This window comes from Pseudomonas moorei, from assembly GCF_042846945.1.
GTDB lineage: Bacteria > Pseudomonadota > Gammaproteobacteria > Pseudomonadales > Pseudomonadaceae > Aquipseudomonas > Aquipseudomonas moorei.
Window position 1 is genome coordinate 5,485,196 of the sequence record NZ_AP035776.1, and the last position, 19,160, is coordinate 5,504,355.

Annotated in this window: 17 protein-coding genes and 1 pseudogene; 6 read left to right on the forward strand and 12 right to left on the reverse strand. The window is 52.4% G+C overall.

Annotation, left to right across the window (positions count from 1 at the left end; translation table 11 throughout):
* From ACGJAX_RS25580 to ACGJAX_RS25630, 11 genes and pseudogenes are all read right to left on the reverse strand, one after another.
* Entirely contained in the window at positions 1-1,464 is a 1,464-nt protein-coding gene (locus tag ACGJAX_RS25580; protein ID WP_390956632.1) for an aldehyde dehydrogenase family protein, read from the reverse strand.
* Positions 1,465-1,555: 91 nt separating this feature from the next.
* On the reverse strand, positions 1,556-2,575 hold the full coding sequence (locus tag ACGJAX_RS25585) for a hydroxyquinol 1,2-dioxygenase (RefSeq protein ID WP_390956633.1): 1,020 nt from the start codon (positions 2,573-2,575) through the stop codon (positions 1,556-1,558).
* Between the two features lie 45 nt (positions 2,576-2,620).
* Positions 2,621-3,115 (reverse strand): hydroxyquinol 1,2-dioxygenase, encoded by a 495-nt coding sequence (locus ACGJAX_RS25590; protein WP_390956634.1) that lies wholly within the window; start codon positions 3,113-3,115, stop codon positions 2,621-2,623.
* Between the two features lie 126 nt (positions 3,116-3,241).
* Positions 3,242-4,270 carry a branched-chain amino acid ABC transporter permease gene (locus tag ACGJAX_RS25595; RefSeq protein ID WP_390956635.1) on the reverse strand — a complete coding sequence of 343 codons (1,029 nt, stop codon included), beginning with the start codon at positions 4,268-4,270 and terminating at the stop codon, positions 3,242-3,244.
* Positions 4,270-5,133: a branched-chain amino acid ABC transporter permease gene (locus ACGJAX_RS25600; RefSeq protein ID WP_390956636.1), complete on the reverse strand. Its 864-nt coding sequence runs from the start codon at positions 5,131-5,133 to the stop codon at positions 4,270-4,272. Before ACGJAX_RS25600 ends, ACGJAX_RS25595 begins: the two co-directional genes overlap by 1 nt.
* A 2-nt stretch (positions 5,134-5,135) precedes the next feature.
* Positions 5,136-5,828: an ATP-binding cassette domain-containing protein gene (locus tag ACGJAX_RS25605; protein ID WP_390956637.1), complete on the reverse strand. Its 693-nt coding sequence runs from the start codon at positions 5,826-5,828 to the stop codon at positions 5,136-5,138.
* Between the two features lie 3 nt (positions 5,829-5,831).
* The gene (locus ACGJAX_RS25610) at positions 5,832-6,557 is read right to left on the reverse strand and encodes an ATP-binding cassette domain-containing protein (RefSeq protein ID WP_390956638.1); all 726 of its coding nucleotides are present in this window, start codon (positions 6,555-6,557) and stop codon (positions 5,832-5,834) included.
* Positions 6,558-6,582: 25 nt separating this feature from the next.
* Positions 6,583-7,890, reverse strand: a complete 1,308-nt coding sequence (locus ACGJAX_RS25615; RefSeq protein WP_390956639.1) for an ABC transporter substrate-binding protein — start codon at positions 7,888-7,890, stop codon at positions 6,583-6,585.
* 441 nt (positions 7,891-8,331) lie between these two features.
* A complete protein-coding gene (locus tag ACGJAX_RS25620) occupies positions 8,332-8,430 on the reverse strand; it encodes a hypothetical protein (RefSeq protein ID WP_390956640.1) in 99 nt (32 codons plus the stop codon).
* A 50-nt stretch (positions 8,431-8,480) separates the two neighbouring features.
* Positions 8,481-8,600 (reverse strand): DUF1971 domain-containing protein, encoded by a 120-nt coding sequence (locus tag ACGJAX_RS25625; RefSeq protein WP_390956641.1) that lies wholly within the window; start codon positions 8,598-8,600, stop codon positions 8,481-8,483.
* A 1,453-nt stretch (positions 8,601-10,053) separates the two neighbouring features.
* Positions 10,054-10,218: pseudogene (locus tag ACGJAX_RS25630) on the reverse strand (Sir2 family NAD-dependent protein deacetylase); the annotation flags it as partial.
* A gap of 106 nt (positions 10,219-10,324) precedes the next feature.
* Between ACGJAX_RS25630 and ACGJAX_RS25635 the strand changes: the two are divergent.
* On the forward strand, positions 10,325-10,528 hold the full coding sequence (locus ACGJAX_RS25635; protein ID WP_390959996.1) for a hypothetical protein: 204 nt from the start codon (positions 10,325-10,327) through the stop codon (positions 10,526-10,528).
* A 125-nt stretch (positions 10,529-10,653) separates the two neighbouring features.
* Here ACGJAX_RS25635 and ACGJAX_RS25640 read toward each other — a convergent pair whose 3' ends face one another.
* Positions 10,654-11,070 carry a hypothetical protein gene (locus tag ACGJAX_RS25640; protein ID WP_390956642.1) on the reverse strand — a complete coding sequence of 139 codons (417 nt, stop codon included), beginning with the start codon at positions 11,068-11,070 and terminating at the stop codon, positions 10,654-10,656.
* A gap of 1,988 nt (positions 11,071-13,058) precedes the next feature.
* On the opposite strand from ACGJAX_RS25640, the gene ACGJAX_RS25645 reads away from it, so the two are divergent.
* From ACGJAX_RS25645 to ACGJAX_RS25665, 5 genes are all read left to right on the forward strand, one after another.
* Complete coding sequence (locus tag ACGJAX_RS25645) at positions 13,059-13,565, forward strand: TnsA endonuclease N-terminal domain-containing protein (protein WP_390956643.1); 507 nt, start codon at positions 13,059-13,061, stop codon at positions 13,563-13,565.
* A gap of 67 nt (positions 13,566-13,632) precedes the next feature.
* Positions 13,633-14,724: an IS630 family transposase gene (locus ACGJAX_RS25650; protein ID WP_390956644.1), complete on the forward strand. Its 1,092-nt coding sequence runs from the start codon at positions 13,633-13,635 to the stop codon at positions 14,722-14,724.
* Positions 14,725-14,896: 172 nt separating this feature from the next.
* Positions 14,897-16,789 (forward strand): DDE-type integrase/transposase/recombinase, encoded by a 1,893-nt coding sequence (locus ACGJAX_RS25655; protein WP_390956645.1) that lies wholly within the window; start codon positions 14,897-14,899, stop codon positions 16,787-16,789.
* Positions 16,786-17,748: a TniB family NTP-binding protein gene (locus ACGJAX_RS25660; protein WP_390956646.1), complete on the forward strand. Its 963-nt coding sequence runs from the start codon at positions 16,786-16,788 to the stop codon at positions 17,746-17,748. Before ACGJAX_RS25655 ends, ACGJAX_RS25660 begins: the two co-directional genes overlap by 4 nt.
* Positions 17,745-18,890: a hypothetical protein gene (locus ACGJAX_RS25665; RefSeq protein WP_390956647.1), complete on the forward strand. Its 1,146-nt coding sequence runs from the start codon at positions 17,745-17,747 to the stop codon at positions 18,888-18,890. Before ACGJAX_RS25660 ends, ACGJAX_RS25665 begins: the two co-directional genes overlap by 4 nt.
* Positions 18,891-19,160 lie beyond the last annotated feature (270 nt).

A 19,160-nucleotide genomic window follows, 5' to 3' on the forward strand; every position in this document is an offset into this window, starting at 1 on the left:
TCAGCGTTTGAAGTGTGGGGGGATTTTCGCGTCGACGTTGACCCACACCGAGCGGGCTTCGGTGTAGTCGTGGATCGCTTCGAAACCCATTTCCCGGCCGTAACCGGACTGCCCTACGCCGCCAAACGGGCTGCCAGGGCTGACGCGCTTGTAGCAGTTGATCCAGCACATGCCGGCATGAATGGCGTCCGCCATTTTATGCGCACGGCTCAGGTTCTGCGTCCACAGGCCGCTGCCCAGCCCGTACTCGGTGCTGTTGGCGATGGCCAGCGCTTCTTCGTCGGTGCTGAAACGCACCACGGTGACGAACGGACCGAAGACTTCTTCCTGGCACACGCGATCACCGGGCTTGGCCTCGACCACGGTTGGCTCGACATAGAAGCCGTTGGCCAGGTTTTTGTCGTCCGGTGCCTTGCCGCCGGCGAGAATCTTGCCGCCCTGCTCGATGGCGATGTCGATGTAGGCCATCACGCGGTCGCGGTGCAGGGCCGAAGTCAGCGGGCCCATTTCGGTGTCCGGGTCCATCGGGTCGCCCAGGCGAATCGATTTGGCCAGGGCGATGAAGCGCTCAAGGAACTGGTCGGCGATGTCTTTGTGCAGAATCAACCGCGAACCGGCGATGCACGCCTGGCCCTGGTTGTGGAAGATCGCCCAGGCCGCGCCATTGACGGCGGCGTCCAGATTGGCGTCTTCAAACACGATGTTGGCGCCCTTGCCACCCAGCTCCAGCTGGATGCGCTTGAGGTTGCTCTGCGAGGCCTCAACAATGCGCCGGCCGGTGGCGGTCGAGCCGGTAAAGGCGATCTTGCCGACGTCGAGGTGTTCGGCCAGCGCTTGCCCGGCGGTATGGCCGTAGCCCGGCACCACGTTGACCACGCCCTTGGGGAAGCCGACTTCGGTCATCAGCTCGACGATGCGCAGGGTCGACAGCGGAGTGATTTCCGAGGGTTTGATCACGATGGTGTTGCCCGCCGCCAGCGCCGGGCCCATTTTCCAGCTGGTGAACATCAGCGGGAAATTCCACGGTACGATCTGCCCGACCACGCCAATCGGCTTGCGCTGCACGTAATTGAGGAACCCGGCGTCGACCGGGATCACCGACCCTTCGATCTTGTCGGCCATGCCACCGAAGTAGCGAAAGCACGCGGCGGTGCGCGGCACGTCGAGGCCACGGGAGTCGCGAATCGGGTGCCCGGTGTTCAGCGATTCGAGCTGCGCCAGCTCCTCACCGCACTCTTCGATCTTGTCCGCCAGTTTCAACAGCAGGCGACCCCGGGCGGCGGCGCCCAACGCCGACCACGCCGGGAATGCGCGCTTGGCGGCGGCCACCGCCAGGTCGATGTCCGCGGCTTCGGCGGCGGCGATGCGGGTGATCAACGCGCCGTCATGGGGCGACACCACGTCAATGGTGCCGCCCGCAACCGCATCGACGAAGCGGCCATCGATATAGAGCTGATTTTGCATAATGGTTTCCTCGCACCGTACCTTGGGGCGCAGTGTCTGACTGGATGGCTGGGGGCAACGCCCGGCGCGAGGCCGGGCAAGACACGCGGTCTTAGAACTCGATCGGATACGGCGTCAGTTCGCCGCTTTCGTAGCGCTGCGGCAGGTTCGGCGTGGCGTTTTCCCAGACCATCAGCATCGAACGCTTGGTCGAGTAACCCTGGTGACGGATGTCCGCCGGCATGGCGCAGATGTCGCCAGGGCGCATGGTGATGCGCGCTCGCGGGTTGCCGTCGTCCTTGTCGCCCACGTCCCAGACGATTTCGTCAGACATCTGCAAGAACCACTCGACCCGGTCGTTACCGTGGAACACCGGCAGGATGAATTCCTCGGTGGTCGGGCAGAACAGGCTGGCCTTGCACACCGAGGTCACCGACGGGTTCCAGGTCACGTCCGAACGCGACAGGTACTTGAACAGGCTGAAGGCATGCAGCTCGCCTTCAAAACCTTCGGCCGCGTGCACTTCCGGCTCGTCCTGGGACACATCGGCAAAGTGACGATTGATCGGCAAATCGTTGCGCAGCGGCGAATCGTCTTTCAGGCCCGGCATGCGCTTGGTGGCGATGCGAAAGCGCTCGATGGCTTCGATGTTGTCGCCGTTCTTGCGGCCGAACGCGCTGCCGGTCTCTTCCGGGGCGGCGAACGGGTCGAAGGTGGCGTTGGTCCAGTCACGCAGAATGGCCTTGAAGGTCGCCATGATCAGCGGCGTTTCGAAGTTTTCGGTGTAGTTGACCCCGGCGGCCTTCAGCGTGCCGTTGAAGGTCCCGGCGTACAGGTCGACTTTGCCGTAGTAGTTGCGGGTGCCAATGACGTGGTCGAAGTTGACCCAGCCATAGAAAAAGCCCCAGGCGACATCGCGCATCATGGCGCGCAGGAAGGCATCAACCGGGATCAGGTGCGAACGGGTCTGGCCTTTGGCCGGCCAGGTGATACGGGCGAAATACTCGTCGCGCGACAGTTCGAAGGCGCCGAGTTTGTAAGAGCGGTAGCCGGTAACGGCATGGGGAGCGCTGGCCTGGACGTCATCGTCGGCGAACACTGCGGTATCGGTGGCGGTTTCAAGCATGGCCATGGCGGAAATCCTCTGATTGTTGTGGGCTGGGGGCGGCTGGGCGGATCACTTGAAGCAGATGTCTGCCCACTTCTCGACCGACAACGGTCCTTTGATGGTCTGTTGCAGCAGCACGCCTGGACGGCTGGTTTCAAAGCGATAGGCCGTACCGGCCGGCAACAGGCACTGGTGACCGCGCTTGAGCAGCACGTAGCCCATCGGTTTGCCCTTGGGTGATTCACCCGCCAGTTGCGTGCCCTCGCCTGCGGTCAACGGCGCATCGAGCTTGAGGAAATCCACTCGCACTTCACCGTCCATGACGATGGCGAACTCATCGTGCGCGGCGGTGAACCAGGGCGACTGGCCTTCGGCGCGCAGGGTTTCGATGACGTAGCCAAGGTTGAAGCCGACGACGACTTTTTCGTACGGGAGGGAATTTTGGGCAACTTCGAAGATGTTCGAAAAAGCGTAGTGACTGGCCTTGCCACTGATAACTTCCACTGAACCTTTGCGGAAGTTATCCAGCGAGGCGAAGACTGTATTAATTGCAGCGCTACTCATGATTTCACCTTTGTTGTTGTAATGCAGTGAACTCAAGTTACGTCTCGCCACGCCTGCGGACAATTAGCTAACAACCGACAATTGTGTTTGTAAAACGCAAATAATGACGAACCCAGGGAACCAACTTTAATCGCGGGCAGACAATTTCCGTTGCATCGGGAAAACCTGCCAGCCCAGACGTTCACTGATCAGTCCCCACACCCCTTGCGGAGCCTTGAGCATCATCACCACCGCGACCACGCCGAGGATAATCATGTACACCGCGCCGTACTGTGCCAGACAGCCGCGCAACGCAAAGTAGATCAGCGTCCCGATCAAGGGGCCTTCGAGGGTGCCGATGCCCCCGATGATCACGATGAAGATCACTACCGCCGTCCAGTCCTGCAGGTTGAACGCCGCGTCAGGGGAAATCCGCAGCTTTTGCAGGAAGATCAGCGCGCCGACCACCCCCGTGCACCCGGCCGCCAGCACGTAGACCATCAGTTTTGTGCGGAATGTATCCACCCCAAGGCTGCCGGACGCTGGTTCGGAATCACGGATTGACGCCAGGGCCAGCCCCTGCCTGGAACGCAGCAGGAAGAACACTACCGCCACGGCGGCAATGGCAATCGCCAGTGCAGTGAAGTAAATCAGGGTCTCGCGCCCGTCCCGGTCATTGCCGATCTGCCTCACGATCGCTGCTGGCAAACTTTGCCCCGACCCGCCGCCCAGGCTGCTCATCTGTGCCAGCCCCAGACGAAATACTTCTGCCACGACCCAGGTGCCGATGGCGAAATAGGCGCCGCGCAGGCGAAATACGATCAGTGCCGTGGGAATGGCCAGCAGCGCAACCAGCACGCCAGAGAGCAAGACGGCGAACAATGGCGGCACGCCAAACTGGCTCGCCAACATGAACAGCAGATACCCGCCCAGACCGACGAACGCCTGCTGCCCCACCGAAACCATACCGGCGTACCCCGCCAATAGATTCCACATTTGCGCCAGGGCCAGGTAATAAGCGAATTCCACCACCAGTCGCAGGCTGGCGCGGTCCGCCCAGAACGGCGCGCTGAACAGTACCAATAGACTGAGCCCCAACAACGACAGACCTATGGTGCTGCTGGTGGTTGTGCGTTGTACGCGCCAGGCCAGCGGGGGATTGTTCAAGGCATTCATCAGTCGACACTCCGGGGAAACAGGCCGCGCGGGCGCACGACCAGGATCAGCAGAAACACCAGATGACCGGCAAGGATTTGCCAGCCGGGATCGATTTTTGCGCCCAGTGCCTGTGCGACACCGAGGATCACCCCACCGGCCAGGGTGCCCCACAGGCTGCCCAGGCCACCGATGATCACCGCTTCGAAACCGTACAGAAGCCGTGCCGGGCCCACCGTAGGGTCAAAACTGGTACGGATCGCCAGAAACACCCCGGCAATCGACACCACCGCCATCGCCAGCGCCATGGCCAGCCCGAAAATGTGCGCGTTATTGACGCCCATCAGCCGCGCCGTGTGCTGGTCATCGGAAGTGGCGCGGAACGCCCGGCCCACCGAGGTCTTATAAAACAGTAATTGCAGGCCAGCGATGATCAGTAACGCGCTGCCAAAGACAATCAACGGCATCACGCCCACGTTCAGGCCGCCGAAACCGACACTGGCGACTTCAAGATCCCCTTGGGAGAGTTTCTGGCTGTCGGCACTGAAACATTCCAGCAGCAGGTTCTGCACGATGATCGACAAACCAAAGGTCACCAGCAGTGGCGGCAGGATATCCGTGCCCAGCGTTCGGTTGAGCAACAGCCGTTGCAGCAGGTAGCCGAAACAGAACATCAGCGGCACCACGATCAACAGACTGGCCAGGGGGCTGAAACCCAGATGGTTGACCACCATCAACGCCAGGTATGAAGCCAAAACGATGAAGTCACCGTGGGCGATATTGACCAGGCGCATGATGCCGAACATCAGCGACAGCCCCACCGCGAACATCGCGTAGAGGCCACCAAGCAACATGCCTTGCAGCAAAGTATTGAGCCATTCCATCACTAGATCCCGAAATACGCGGCTTTGATTTGTGCTTTGTCCGCATCCCCAGGACGTCCGGTCAGGGACACACGCCCTTCCTGGAAGCAATAGAAGCGGTCGCAGACACTCAATGCCTGATTGATGTCCTGCTCGACGAGAATCACCGTCGTGCCGTCGGCCTTGATCGAGGGCAGCGCGGCGTAGATGTCCTTGATCGTCGTCGGCGCCAGGCCCAGGCTGATCTCGTCGCACAACAGCAAGTGCGGGTTGGCCATCAAGCCCCGGCCAATTGCAACCATTTGCTGCTGCCCACCGGACAGCGCCGTACCCGGGCGCTTGCGCAGTTTTTCCAGCACCGGAAACAACTGATAGATCCGCGCCAGGGTCCATGGCCCGGGTCGCTTGCTGTAGGCGCCGATGAGCAGGTTCTCCTCCACGCTCAACGACGGAAAAAGCTTGCGGCCTTCCGGCACCAGGGCAATACCGCGCTCCAGCACCTGATTGGCCGCCAGGTCGCCGATGGCCTGGCCCTTAAAGGTAATGGCCTCGGACTGATTTTTGATCAGGCCGGCCAGCGAGCGCAGAAAGGTCGATTTGCCAGCACCGTTGGAGCCAATGATGGCCACGGTTTCGCCCTGTTCCAGGGTCAGGCTGATATCGAACAGCGCTTGAAAGTCGCCGTAGCCGGCACAGAGTTTTTCAATGGTCAGCATGCTTCAGCTCCCGATGCCCATGTAGATCTCCTGGACACGCGGATCGGCCATCACGCTGCGCGGCTCTCCTTCGGCCAGCCTGGCGCCGAAGTTGATCACCGTCAGACGGCTGACCACGGCCAGCAAGGCGTGCACGATGTGTTCGATCCAGATGATGGCGACCCCTGCCTTATGGATGCCCTGGATAGTTTCCACCAGTGCCAGACACTCCGGTTCGGTAAGGCCACCGGCGATTTCATCCAGCAACAACAGACGCGGCTGGGTCGACAAGGCGCGGGCCATTTCCAGGCGCTTGCGGTCGAGCAGTGTCAGCGAGCCTGCCAGTACGTTGGCCTTGCGCATCAACCCCGTAAGCTCAAGGGTCTGCGCGCACCATTGATTGGCCTCCTTGTCGCGCAACCGCGCACCGAAGGTCGCGCCCACCAGGAGGTTTTCGAATACGGTCATTTTCACGAACGGGTGCGGGATCTGGTGTGAGCGGCCAATGCCCTGCTGGCAGCGCTTGAACACCGGCTCGCGGGTGACGTTGCGGCCTTCGAAATGGATCGTGCCCTTGTCGGCCGCCATGCCACCGGCGATCAGGTTGAACAGCGTGCTTTTACCGGCGCCGTTGGGGCCGATGATTCCCATGGCTTCGCCCGGTTGCAGGGTCAGGTCTATGGCGTCGGTAACCTTCACCGAGCCATAACTTTTATGCACGTCGGTCATTTGTAGAAGTGGCTGTTGCATGGTGCACCTGCTTGTTGTTGCGCGATCAATACGTAATGGCCTGCATCTCGCCGCCCAATGGAATCGCCGGGGCGGTAGCATTGCTGGTCACGATCAGGTCGTATTTGTTGTCACCACCCAAACGCCATTGGCCGCTGACCAGTGGTGTCTTGGCCACGTTTTTCACTGGCCCCCCATTCCAGTTAATCGGCCCGACTACGGTGTTGAGGTTGGTCTTGAGCAAGGCGTCGCGAACGGCATGGGCGTCACCGACTTGTTCGGTGCGCTTGAGGATGTCCACCGCCAGTTCAAACAACGCATGCACGAAGCCCAGCGGCTGCGTCCATTGTTTGCCGGTGGCCTGGGTGAAACCCTGGGCCAGTTGCCCGGCACTGGCGCCGGTCAACGAAGAACTGAACGGGTGCGTCGGGCTCCACCAGATTTCGGTCGACAGGTTATTGCCGACCTTGCCCAGCGCTTCGACGGCGGTGGGAAACAGCAACGCCTTGCCCACCGACACCGCTTTGGGCTTGAAGCCCTGCTGCCGCGCCTGAGTCCAGAAGGTGCTCAGATCCGGTGGAATCACTACTCCGGTGACGATCTCGACTTCAGCTTTCTTGAACGCGGCTATATGCGCGGAGAAGTCGTCGGTCAGGCTCTGAAAGCGACCGGGATCGACCAATTGAAAACCCTTCTGCGCCAGCACCGGCGGGAAGCCGAGCTTCTGGTCGCCCCAGGCATTGCCGTCGCCGTCATTGGGAAAAAGGCCGCCGACCACTTTGTTCGAAGGCATGGCGCCCCACATCGCACTGTAGGTGCCAATGACATCCTCCAGCCCCCAGAAAAAGTGGTAGGTCCACTCGAAGCCCTGATCAGGCTTGCCGCCACGGGTGAAGAACCACGGCTGCCACGGGGCCACAGTGGAGATGCACGGAATCTCGTTGATTTCACATTGGTCGGACACCGGGTTGATGGTTTCCGGGGTCGATGACACCAGCATCAGATCGACTTGGTCGGAGAGGATCAGCTCGCTCGCAACTTCCGCCGCACGGTTTGGGTTTGACTGGCTATCCTTGACAATGACCTCCAGGCGGTACGCCTTGCCGCCCACATCGATGGTGTTCTTCAAGACTTGCTTGAGCGATTCGATGATGTAGTTATCAGCGGCTGCAAATGGCGCCAATGGCCCGGTTTGCGGACTGACGTAACCCAGCTTGATCACCCGCTCGCCACCGATGGCAAAGGTGAAGGGCATGCTCGCCAGTGCCACGCCACCGACAGCTACGCCGGTATTGCGCAGGAAATCGCGGCGGGAGAGATCACTTGTCAGCAATGTTTTATTTTTATTGGTCATGGGTTTGCTCCGAAAACGCCTGCGTCCCGGCTTTTTAAAATCGGGTCCGCTTATACATCCTGAACTTCGGCGTGCTGGGTTGATCGCGTCCTTGTTGGCGGGCACGCGCACTTTTCACAACAGGTGTTGTGCTGAGTTTGCAAAAACATATTGGCGCAATGGAAATCGCACGATCCAAACCTACCCTAGGTATGGCCGCGCGACTTTAATAGGAGCACACAATTAACTTTGATCGGCGCAAAAATCGCCGACCAACTTTAACTAGTTAAGCTTCTAAAAACACACTACGACTAAGTTACGGCCCGTCGAGGACCGAGACAACTGGTGTCGGACCGACAACTGTGTTCGCAAAACACGAACAAAGAAAGCAGGAAGTCAATCAGCCCCGCGGCTCAAATCAGGTAGGCTCGAAACCAGATATTCGAATTACGAACTCTCAGCCTATTTATAAAACTCTACATAAAATGCGACTTTCCCAAAAGGCTTTACTCGATGAATAATGGTCGGCTCCACTACACCAGAGCGCTGACTATCGAGCATATATTCTTCCGCGGCATGGGTGATGGTATACAGTAACTCCCTCTCTAGAATCACTCCCCCCAGACACCTTCTTTGGTTTTATGTTCGTTTAGCAATTCGACGGGGATGCTTTGCTCCGTGAAAACTGAAGTCCTTTTATACGCCGCGAAGTCTTCAGGAATCTGCTTCATGTTTGCTCCGCATTCAAGCGAGCGCTTGGGATCAAAATGCATTGAAATGTTGAGCCGATTATAGGCGCAGTCAATACAGCCGAAGCGCCGTCAGTCGACTCTTCGCTCAAGTCTGCACCTCATCGATAGATAATCGTGAACCTTCAGACCCTCAGTTCCTCACGTGTGCCGTCTGCATTTCTTATTTTGATACACACCGACCGCCCGAAAAACTCCCTGCGTGCAATCTGGATGATGTCGGACCGTGCAGCGGCCCGCGCCATCGGTCGAACCGAAGCTCCTTTGAACAATACCCAGCATTCGACCGCCTTCTCAATTCGGTATGTTTCCATGATGCGATGTTATTTCCTCTTGGTAGGGACAGCACCCTTATCATATTTTCCCCTTCATATTCTTGCAGTTGAAGGTTCTCTTTTGGCAAACCTAGCGTTCTTCACTCAATTCCTTTACGCATGATCTAATTCAAAGCCTCTGTCGATTGAGTCACACGGTTATTTGACCTAGGACTCATTAAGCTGATTTAAAAACTCAAATAAAAAAGTATCTCTACCAGAGGTTGCCTCGCTATGTTTATAGATGACGACCGCCTGAAGCCCTATTTGGACGCCGTTAAAAAAGCGCGAGCCGTACGTCACGCACTCAGACAAATTTTAGACTCTCATGACGATACCTTGGAGAAGTACTTGCGCGCTAATGCTGAGTATCAGCGGGCATATAGGGAGTTAGCTGAGTTGGCTGAGGCTTGCGCCCAGGGCGCCTGATTTTATTTTCGCAATTACCGCAATGAAAACCGCGTTTAAAGATTGGTCGGCTGCAGGAAAAGCACTCAGCTAGTTCGCTCGCGCCCTGAGTTTTCTCAGGAATATTCCCAGCTCACGGCTCATTGGCTCGCCTTTTCGAAGCACAATGCCGAAAGGGTAGAGTTGCTCCTCGATTTCAAGATCAAAAACAACAGCCAAATGTTCGTTGCCCAGCGGTGCGAATTTCTAGCGATGGCGATCTTCAATGTTGGATAGCCGTGCCACCGCCACGTCGATTCTTCGTTGCTCGAGCAATATTACTGAGTTGGTCACTTGTGTCTCCCATGATTCGCAAATGCAACAGCGGATAGCAGGCCTTCATATCAGCAATGGATTGCACAACCAGATCCGGAGCCGCGCCCATAATCGCTCCGACGGAGAGGTAGCCGTAGCCACCCGACTGACGATCAGCCAAATCTTCAGCGCAACACTCCAACCCATTGAGTGTTGCCCAGGCAAAACGCAACAACTATTCACCCAGTACCGTGGGCCCTGTGGCAAAGTGTTGGCGCTGACGCCGAATTGAACCAGTGGCCAATGCCACATTGACCCAACACCAATCGGCAAAAATCCAGCACTGATAATGGTTCACGAGATAGGAGCCTGGGTCAGTGAAGTTTCGGTAACTGGGTCAATCCTGCTCTGGCGATAACAGCCTTGGCCGTCTCCAAATCCCTTGGATCGTATCCTGCCCAGATTCCAGACAGTTTTTCGCGGTACGTGGGAATGCCGCTATCGGCGGAGATGCCAGCGCCGGTGAAAAAGACCACCTTCCTGGCCTTTTGCAGTGCGTCTACCGCTTGCTCTATAACCGTCATACTCCCCCTCCCAGCCTCAGTTGCTTGCCACACGCAGCAACTGCCCGCTAATTCCATCGAAGGCCGCCACGCCCTGCTACGCTTTGCCCTTCACGGAGGAAACACCATACCCACTTCAGACCTGCTGCCTTCCCTGTTGTCCAAGCTCAATGAAAACCAACTGGCCCTGGAAGTGGTCATCCTAGAACTTTCAAACTGGGTAGAGCAGCGTGGTGCAGTCGCGGATAACGTACGCGGCGCCCTGGTGGCGATCGACCGAAATGAAGAATTCATCAAGATGACCCTCGCGGTAATGATGACGCCGGAGTGAAGATCGAAAGCGAGCTGTACCCCACGAAACGCCACAACGGGGGAGTGATTTACCCCCTTCATCACAGCCGGAGACGAGAGGGCATCGTCTGTCGATCCGCTTTTGTCATTGTCAGGACTGCTGACTTACGGTTTTCGACGACGAGTGTCGCCAGGCGGGAGATCCGTCCCTAGCCCAGCCAGCGGGCCGGGTGGTTCCTGGCTTTCATCGCGATGGCGCAGGTTATTGATCAGCCGCTCATCGAGTGCGCCAAATCCAAAAGTCGTTTTTTCCGCCTCTGGCTCAAGGTCCTCGGCGTCTGGGGCCAAGTAGCCAGGGCTGAGCAAATAATGCGAAAGCAGTTTGTGCTGGGGATATCGATTCTCAAAATGCTGTAACAGCCCATTGAAAATTTCTTCCCCGGCCGGCGTTCCGGCCACCCGCCGAATTACAAACTCGGCGATGGCCAGGCGCACCTCAACCTCACTCGCGTTGAGCGGAAGCTCCTCTGTGGTTTCTTCAAACCATTGGTAACTACCGTATCTCAGAGGCTGATCAGACATCTTCGGACACCCGCCGCGAGTGGAACGCCGTGATGAGCAGGACCGTACACCCACGTCCGGCCAATCGTTATCAGGTGGCCGTCATTAGAACAATGCGGCAGCGAGGTCCAACATACTGCAAGCGGGAGACCAATGAAACCACCGGAATCCTGTGTACGCACGCGAGAGGGTCGCGGCCGTACATACGGCAACAAGCGCCAGGATGACCACGTCGAAGTCCATCACCAGCGTGGACGCTCCGTCCAGGCCCCTCCTCAGCCACTTAACCGCCAAGGCCGCCTTTGGGTATGGCCCAGCTCAAGCTCGACCACTTCCGCGCATGACGCATTCGGCTACCCCTTCAGCTCGAAGCGGGCATTAAACGACAAGGAACGGCCACTCCAGCCGACACGAAACCGCCGTGAGGGCGTGCAGCTTCAGCAACCGTCGACCACCGATTTACTGCGCGACGGAAAGACAGCGGCATACTTTTGCAAGGTGTCGTATTATTGTATGTAACTAAGCAGCTGCCGATGCTGGAGTATTAAACGTCCAATCGGCATCAAAACTTCTTGAAAGTTAACCCTAGGTTATAAGTAAAGCCGCATGGAGGCGAATGAGCGCGAGGGTTTACGCCCTGAATAATCGCGGGTTACCAATCAAATGATACCGAATTCCCGACTATTTTCCCGATAAACGGTCATCACCTTGGATAACATGTAATTATCCCGCATCAATATCAAAAGAAAACACTCATTGGAGTAATAATTTTGTACAGTGTAATTACATGCTACGTAATACACGCAATAAAAACCAGGATATTTCACTCGAAAAAAAGATCGACATTCTGACTTAAAGATCAAAATAAAATTATTAAAGTTAATTAATTCGAACTTTTAATAACTAAGAAATTTAATCAATCAAAAATTTAGCTTCACCTTTGAATTTAGAAATTTTCGAGAAATTCAGGAGCACACTCTCACCAAACCGAATTCCAAATTATCCACGTCGCAACTCAGAAAAAGCATATCCAACGGGCTCCAGACAAAGTTCAGATAAGAGTCAAACATAAAAACTCAATGAGCAGCGCCCACTTAATAAAAAACAAATAACGCGAAAAAAAACAAACGATAACTTAAACCAAGTAACGAATGACACACCAAAGTTAACTTCTCTATAAAATGTTCCTAACCCAATTATTACTAATTCATTAATGCGAATATACTCAACAGCGGAACTTTAGGACTCAAGCACACTTACCACCGCCCATTAGCTGAACGCAAAAAATAATCAACTTCACCGCCAATATAATAACTTTCATCAGAGTGGAGCAGCACGGGACTCTTCACGAAAACCCAACCGTCCGCTTGGAACTCACAAAGCACATTAGAAAAACCTAATCCACATCACAGGATAAGTGCGTCAGAATGGGAGCCCCCTCATTTCAATCGTTCAGAAGCCTAAGCTTTGGAACTGCCATTCAGACTCCTTTAATCCCAGCGCGGCCAGTTACTTTTTTGCAATTTTTTTGCAGCCTGTTCATTTCCTTCAACTACTTAAACAAAAGCTCCCACGCTATATGCGAATATCTACGCATGATCATAATCGATTCTCGATAAATGCAAGCCTCTAGCCCCTCACCACCTTTACATCCTAACGATACAAAATTAACCAAAAAAGGTAAAAGTTTACACCCAAAGGAAAATTTACCAACTAAGGTAAACACCAACCAGCAACAACCCCCTAACTAATTGTTTTTATTAGCATCAAGTCAATTGTCGCTTTTTAGTTGACGAAAAAAAATACCGATCTAATCTAAATACATTAGAAATTCGACCTAAACTACAGATTAAATCAAATGAGCAACGTAACCTTAGATCAAACAGAAACTAACAGTTCCGAGCCAACTCCAAGCGACCATGCAAAAATCGATAAATATCGGCCTTCTAGCAAAGATCTGTATAGCACTAAGAGTAAGTGTCGACATAACATTAAGGGAGTTCTCAGTTATGATTATCACATCAAAAGAAATGCATCTCGAAGACGGTCCCGCAAAGAAGTCAATCCGAAGGCGCCGACAAAATTTCATTGTTAACTTCCCATCCCTAAAAAATGGGTACTCGATGGAGTGCGACGGGGTACTCGAATCCGCCTATTGCATTTGGTTGGAGCACGACGCACGGGTAGTGAAGTACTACACCCAACCCCATACCTTTACTTGGATAGACAATGGACAACGCTATCGCTATACCCCGGACTTTCTAGTTGTGCTTGAACACGGCGATAGCTATTTCACCGAAGTCAAATACGACTTTTCCAAACAGAGAGAGAGTCGATTAGCAAAGTTAGAAAGTTTTCATGCGCTGTGTGACCAGGAGGGCTGGCATTTCAAGCTCCTCGACCAAAAACGCATCATCGGGTCCACCATGTTCCATACCCTGCAAGCCCTTTACAGTCGATTAAGACCTATCGACGCACAACAACAAGAATACTTTTTCCATTATCTAGTATCGTGAGCGGTTAGTTCGCTTGTTAACGCATAAAGATATACTGTGTGCCCCTCGCTTCCAGACGGTTCCACGCATGCCTCGACCAGTTGCTCCTTTCGCACTGCAACCCGCCGACGTCATCACTCTTCAAGGTTGGTTGCGCATGGGTACTTTGGAGCAAAGCCTCGGTCAGCGGGCGCGGATACTCCTTTTGCTCGCTGAGGGTGTAACACCCCTGACCATCTGTGCTCAGTTACAGATCACCTCTCCGACGGTATTCAAGTGGCGAAAACGCTATCTGGAATCGGGGATTGAGGGCCTGAGCGACCTGCCGCGTAGCGGTCAGCCTTTGAAGCTGGGTGCTGAAAAGGTCAAAGAAATCCTGACGCTGACAACTCAGCGGGTTCCCAAGGAAGCAACGCATTGGAGCGTTCGGTTGATGGCCAAATACGCGCGCGTTACCACTTGGCAGGTTCGACAAATCTGGGCTGCCTCCGATCTCAAGCCGCACCGCCTGAAGTCCTTCAAGATCAGCAATGACCCGCACTTCGCCGAAAAAGTCATTGATGTGGTCGGGCTCTATCTGAGCCCTCCAGATAACGCCATGGTGCTTTCGGTTGACGAGAAAACCCAGATCCAGGCACTGGATCGTACTCAGCCAATGCTGCAACTTCGGCCTGGGCAGATTGAGCGGAGAACCCATGATTACAAGCGCCATGGCACGGCGAGTTTGTACGCGGCGTTCGACATCCTGACGGGTGAAGTGATGGGCCGGATCACTCAGCGGCACCGGGCCAAGGAATTCCTGGATTTTCTCCGCCAGATTGATAGCAACACGCCTGCTGACCTGGATCTCCATGTGATTCTGGACAACAGTTCGACCCACAAAACCGCTGCGATCAAGGCCTGGCTGGAAAAGCATCCCCGCTTCAAGCTGCATTTCACACCGACCAGCGCGTCTTGGCTGAACGCCGTAGAAGGCTGGTTTTCGCAGTTAGAGAGACGGGCGCTGTATCGAGGCGTCTTCACCAGCGTCACTGATCTGAAAGCTGCGATCCGCCAATTCATCACTGCCCACAACGAGCATTCGGCAAAGCCGTTCAAATGGAACAAAACAGCAGAGGCCATCATCAGTTCAGTACATATGGCAAAGCTGAGTGCGATGAAAAATAAGCTAATGAATTAAGCGCTCGGGACACTAGATCAGCGTGAATGGCCGACAACGCTGGGCGATTTATTACAGGACAACGCCGCACCGGACATTGGGATGATCTGCCACCATCTTTTCACAGGGGGCTTAATTGCTAACTTGACCGAACGTTTGACATTGGATCTAGTAGTCGATAGGCCGCTGGTTTATGCATAAGAATGCAGAGGACCCGACAGTTGGAAGCCAATACATCGTGAATGGCAGAGTGATGGAAGTTATTCATGTTGATATAGAATTAGTCACGTTAAGAGACCTGGAGCGGACACAGACTCTCTCGTTAAAAATAAATGCAATGAATGCCGAAATATCGAAACAAACCATTGTGCAATTTACCCGTCCTCCAGGAGCCGGTTCCAAAGCGTTAGCATTTCTCAACCCACATGACCCACAAGTAATTGAAGCTATGCGGAAGCATCGTTATGTCGACGCCGCTCATAAGAAATTCGGCGGTCCATTACCCCAGAAGGCGACAGAAGAATTAATCGAAAAAGTTAGCCTAGAATTAGGTGACAACTCGACCCCATGCTACAACTCAGTATACAAATGGTCAAAGCATTACAAACAACACAATTGTGATCCTTTCTGTTTACTAAAAGAGCAGAGCTTCGCTCCACGTGGAAAATGCTTAGATCCAGAGGTTGAAGAGATCATTAGAGAAATGATTGAAACACAATACCGAGATGCGACACCACCAGTAAAACCCATCACAATATTTAGGTTCATCGACGGTCAGGTTGCACTTATTAATCTCCACCGCAGCCCAAACTCTAGTCTTCTCCTCCGCCCGCCCTCATTATCTACAATCCAGAGAAGAATAAGAAAACTATGTGCGCAAACAAGCGAAGCTGCGCGCTACGGCCAAAATTATGTGAAAAAAAATCATTCCTCTACAAGACTAAGCCATGAGCCAGAGGAAGTTTTAGATTTAGCCGAAATTGATACCCATCAACTCAAGATAGTTGTAGTTGATGAAAAGGGAAATATTCTAGGAAAAATCCTCTATTGGACAGTCATAATGGAGATAAAGACTCGATGCGTGATCGGCTGGGAATTATCACCAACATATCCATGCGCAGAAAAAACAATACGCGCCTTGATGAAAGCACTGATTGCGGTGCGTGGGGAAGAACGTCAACGTGGTAAACCCATTTATTTGCACAGCGACAATGGTAGTGAATTCAACAACTCGACGATTCGTCACTTTTTAGATCGGCTCAATATATCTTTTGAGCGAAGTCCTCCTTATACGCCCAATGCTCGTGCACGGATAGAGCGTTTTTTTGAAAGCTTCGAACTGTGGCTGCATGAACAAGCAGGCACCACAATGTCTAATCCTACCAAGTGTGAGTTTTACGACTCAGAAAGCGAAGCGTCTTATACGTCGGAGAATATGAATCAATATGTCGAGGATTGGATAGAAAAAATCTACCATAAACGCAAACATCGAACATTGAATATGCCTCCCGCCGTTGCTTGGGAACGGGCAATGAAAAATCGCCTACCACCAGAAAAATTCACCGCAGAAGATCTCGATATACTGTGTCGTACCGTTACAGAATCAAGTATAAGCGCCGCAGGGAGAGTGCATTTTCTATGTTTGAGCTGGCATGGGCCTGGACTCCCGGAAATTCGGTCGAAACTGAAAAAGGGACAACGTGCGATATGTTACTACAATCCACTTGATTTAGGTGAGATTTGGGTCGCTCACCCAGATACTCCACGTAACCCTCAGCGTGCATATGCAACTCGTCCGGATTATCAAAATGGCCTGACCAAGACCGAGCATGACCTACTACACAAACAGTATTTATCAGAGGGCCGAGAGTTTAACGATAGCGAAGCTAATGTCGAATTACTACGTCTTCGTCAGCGCATGTCTCAGGAATATGGAAAAGTTCAGCAGTTACGTAAAGATGCTAAATCAACCAAACATGATAAAGCAAAAATTCGCCAAACAAATAACCATGCAGACATAGATACAACTCAAATAACTACCTTTGACGATAGCACTCCGCCTACCTTTGAAGTGGAAAAACTATGAAAATCGAATTAAATGAAGAAATTATAAATGAAAAGCTTGAAGAACTTTCTAACTGCACGATCCTTTACCCAGACTACCTGGAGGCAATGCGACTAATATCGAAATGCATCAACACCACCCATAATCGAAAAGATCCATCTTCTGCGATGCTAATTGGCCCAACTGGCGTAGGTAAAACAAGGCTATGCCAAATGATAGAAAAACAATTTATACCTCCTTATACCACGCGAGACTCCACTTGCAAAAAAACGATAAGTGCCTGCGTATATTTTGAACTTCCAGAATCTGCAACGATAAAAAGTTTATCAATGGTAATGGCACAAACCCTAGGCGGAATTACCAACGACCATCAAAGCATAACCACACTAGAAACCCTAATCCTACAGAGACTAACCACAATGGGCGTAAAATTGATAATTCTGGATGATTTCCACCACGTAGCAGAAAAAGGGCAATTCAAGACCAAGAGCTCCTTGTGTAGTTGGATCACCAAACTCCTAAACAAATCAGGTACTCCTTTTTTAATATCTGGGACATCTGGCGCTGAGTCCACCATTAATACAGTTCAAGAGCTAAGTGATCGATTCCCCTACCGTGCACGGTTAAAAACATTATCAATGGCAGGTAAAAAATCATCATCTATCCTGCTTGGCGTTCTATCAGCCTTACAAAAGGAAATGATCAGGCTAGGCGAATTAGATAATTACATTCACTTAACAGACCCTAAACACTATATGGCAATTTATCTCGCTACTAGCGGAAACTTTAGAAACTTAAGCAATCTTCTGCATGATAGCTTTCAAATAACTCTACTTCGGGGGGATCACACGCTAAAAATTAGTGACTTCGCGGAAGCCGCCGACGACCTAGCATTTTGCTGCACCCCAAATTATTTCAGAATGACAGCCGCACAACTTACTAGCTGTTTGAAAGAAAACTCAAAAAGGTCAAAAAAATGATTAAGCCTTTTTGCTATGTCGGAATACCACAAACTTTGGAAAGCCCCAAGGGTATACTTATGCGAACCGCGCATTACAATGGCTATAGCACGGTAAAATGCATGTGCGCTGCGTTGGAGATCCCATGCCATACTGGCGCACTGAACTTATTAACGGAGCAATCACCGTTGATTTGTGAGTTAATTGCCGTAGCACCAGAGCTCGAACCACTATTCGAAGATAATATTTATGGTTACGGAGGTTATCCATACCATGCTTGGTTTGTCGACGACATTGCTGTTAATCCAGTTCAATTTTCACGACGTTTTACCTACTGCCCCGAATGCTTGCGCTCCGAAGTAATCTCCATCTTCCAAGATATAAAGGGTCTATCCGTCTGCCCTATCCATGAGTGCTGCATAATCTCTCAATGCCCCGCCTGCAACGCGCGAAAACAATGGACAGATGCTAACTTATTTCATTGTGGCTGCGGGTTTGACCGACGAAACACCAAAATTGAGAGAGCTAAACTCTTTGATGCTGAGCAATTGGATACATTTGGACCGAAAAGCTATATCGCCGAGCTTTCCCGCATTGCGAATGCAGCTCAACTCGCTAGTGAATTTTGGTTATCCAGAGCCCCTAATGAGGAAAAATTAAACTATCAGCCAATGAACGGATTACAAGAGCACGCTTTGCGGATGATAGCGGCTCAACTGAACAAATATCCTGGTTTAACTCGAGCACTACACCTTGCCCCATGGATTTCAACTCACCCGCAAATTGAAAAAATAGCGTATCGTTTAATAAAAACCCAACGGATTCTCAGCGACGATTGCGTTAGAGGCGAATGTTGTAGAGAGATCGAGTTAACCATCGGACAACTAGTGTACGCAGCGGACATAAATAAAAATTCCCACTGTAAAACCAGAAATATGATTGCCGAACATTTTGAAGCCTCATCAACACTTATGAGTAAAAAGTATTATCATTGCAAGACCCCCATCTGTAAACTTACCAACCCTCTTTGCGAACCAAATACTACGAAGCCATCAAAAAAAATCAACTGCAGCTTAAACGAAGCTCGCAAACGATTGGATTACGCATCGGAAAGGTGGTTGGCACTGGACAAAACCAGAAGATCACAGCGATTGAATAATTAAGGTTATTACTCGCGCATCGATCTGGATCGTCATGACATACCGCTAAAAAATGTACCTATCTTAAGTAGATCACAGAAACATTTTTGTGACATAGTTCGGCTATTACGCACCAACCTATCAAAACCTTTACACATCCCCAATCAAACAAATAATAGAAACCACAGTATTAACTGCGGAACTTCAATCACACCCAAAATCGCACATTTTACGTTCAAATGATGGCTATTCATGTTTATTTAACAAATAATGCCGTCTCAACACATTTTGTAG

Excerpts from the sequence above, each read along its gene's own strand:
- ACGJAX_RS25595 (WP_390956635.1), bottom strand. The coding sequence starts at position 4,270 with ATGAATGCCTTGAACAATCCCCCGCTGGCCTGGCGCGTACAACGCACA.
- ACGJAX_RS25660 (WP_390956646.1), top strand. The coding sequence starts at position 16,786 with ATGAAAATCGAATTAAATGAAGAAATTATAAATGAAAAGCTTGAAGAA.
- ACGJAX_RS25590 (WP_390956634.1), bottom strand. The coding sequence starts at position 3,115 with ATGAGTAGCGCTGCAATTAATACAGTCTTCGCCTCGCTGGATAACTTC.
- ACGJAX_RS25655 (WP_390956645.1), top strand. The coding sequence starts at position 14,897 with ATGCATAAGAATGCAGAGGACCCGACAGTTGGAAGCCAATACATCGTG.
- ACGJAX_RS25610 (WP_390956638.1), bottom strand. The coding sequence starts at position 6,557 with ATGCAACAGCCACTTCTACAAATGACCGACGTGCATAAAAGTTATGGC.
- ACGJAX_RS25625 (WP_390956641.1), bottom strand. The coding sequence starts at position 8,600 with ATGAAGCAGATTCCTGAAGACTTCGCGGCGTATAAAAGGACTTCAGTT.
- ACGJAX_RS25620 (WP_390956640.1), bottom strand. The coding sequence starts at position 8,430 with ATGCTCGATAGTCAGCGCTCTGGTGTAGTGGAGCCGACCATTATTCAT.
- ACGJAX_RS25580 (WP_390956632.1), bottom strand. The coding sequence starts at position 1,464 with ATGCAAAATCAGCTCTATATCGATGGCCGCTTCGTCGATGCGGTTGCG.
- ACGJAX_RS25645 (WP_390956643.1), top strand. The coding sequence starts at position 13,059 with ATGATTATCACATCAAAAGAAATGCATCTCGAAGACGGTCCCGCAAAG.
- ACGJAX_RS25605 (WP_390956637.1), bottom strand. The coding sequence starts at position 5,828 with ATGCTGACCATTGAAAAACTCTGTGCCGGCTACGGCGACTTTCAAGCG.
- ACGJAX_RS25600 (WP_390956636.1), bottom strand. The coding sequence starts at position 5,133 with ATGGAATGGCTCAATACTTTGCTGCAAGGCATGTTGCTTGGTGGCCTC.
- ACGJAX_RS25615 (WP_390956639.1), bottom strand. The coding sequence starts at position 7,890 with ATGACCAATAAAAATAAAACATTGCTGACAAGTGATCTCTCCCGCCGC.
- ACGJAX_RS25640 (WP_390956642.1), bottom strand. The coding sequence starts at position 11,070 with ATGTCTGATCAGCCTCTGAGATACGGTAGTTACCAATGGTTTGAAGAA.
- ACGJAX_RS25665 (WP_390956647.1), top strand. The coding sequence starts at position 17,745 with ATGATTAAGCCTTTTTGCTATGTCGGAATACCACAAACTTTGGAAAGC.
- ACGJAX_RS25585 (WP_390956633.1), bottom strand. The coding sequence starts at position 2,575 with ATGGCCATGCTTGAAACCGCCACCGATACCGCAGTGTTCGCCGACGAT.
- ACGJAX_RS25650 (WP_390956644.1), top strand. The coding sequence starts at position 13,633 with ATGCCTCGACCAGTTGCTCCTTTCGCACTGCAACCCGCCGACGTCATC.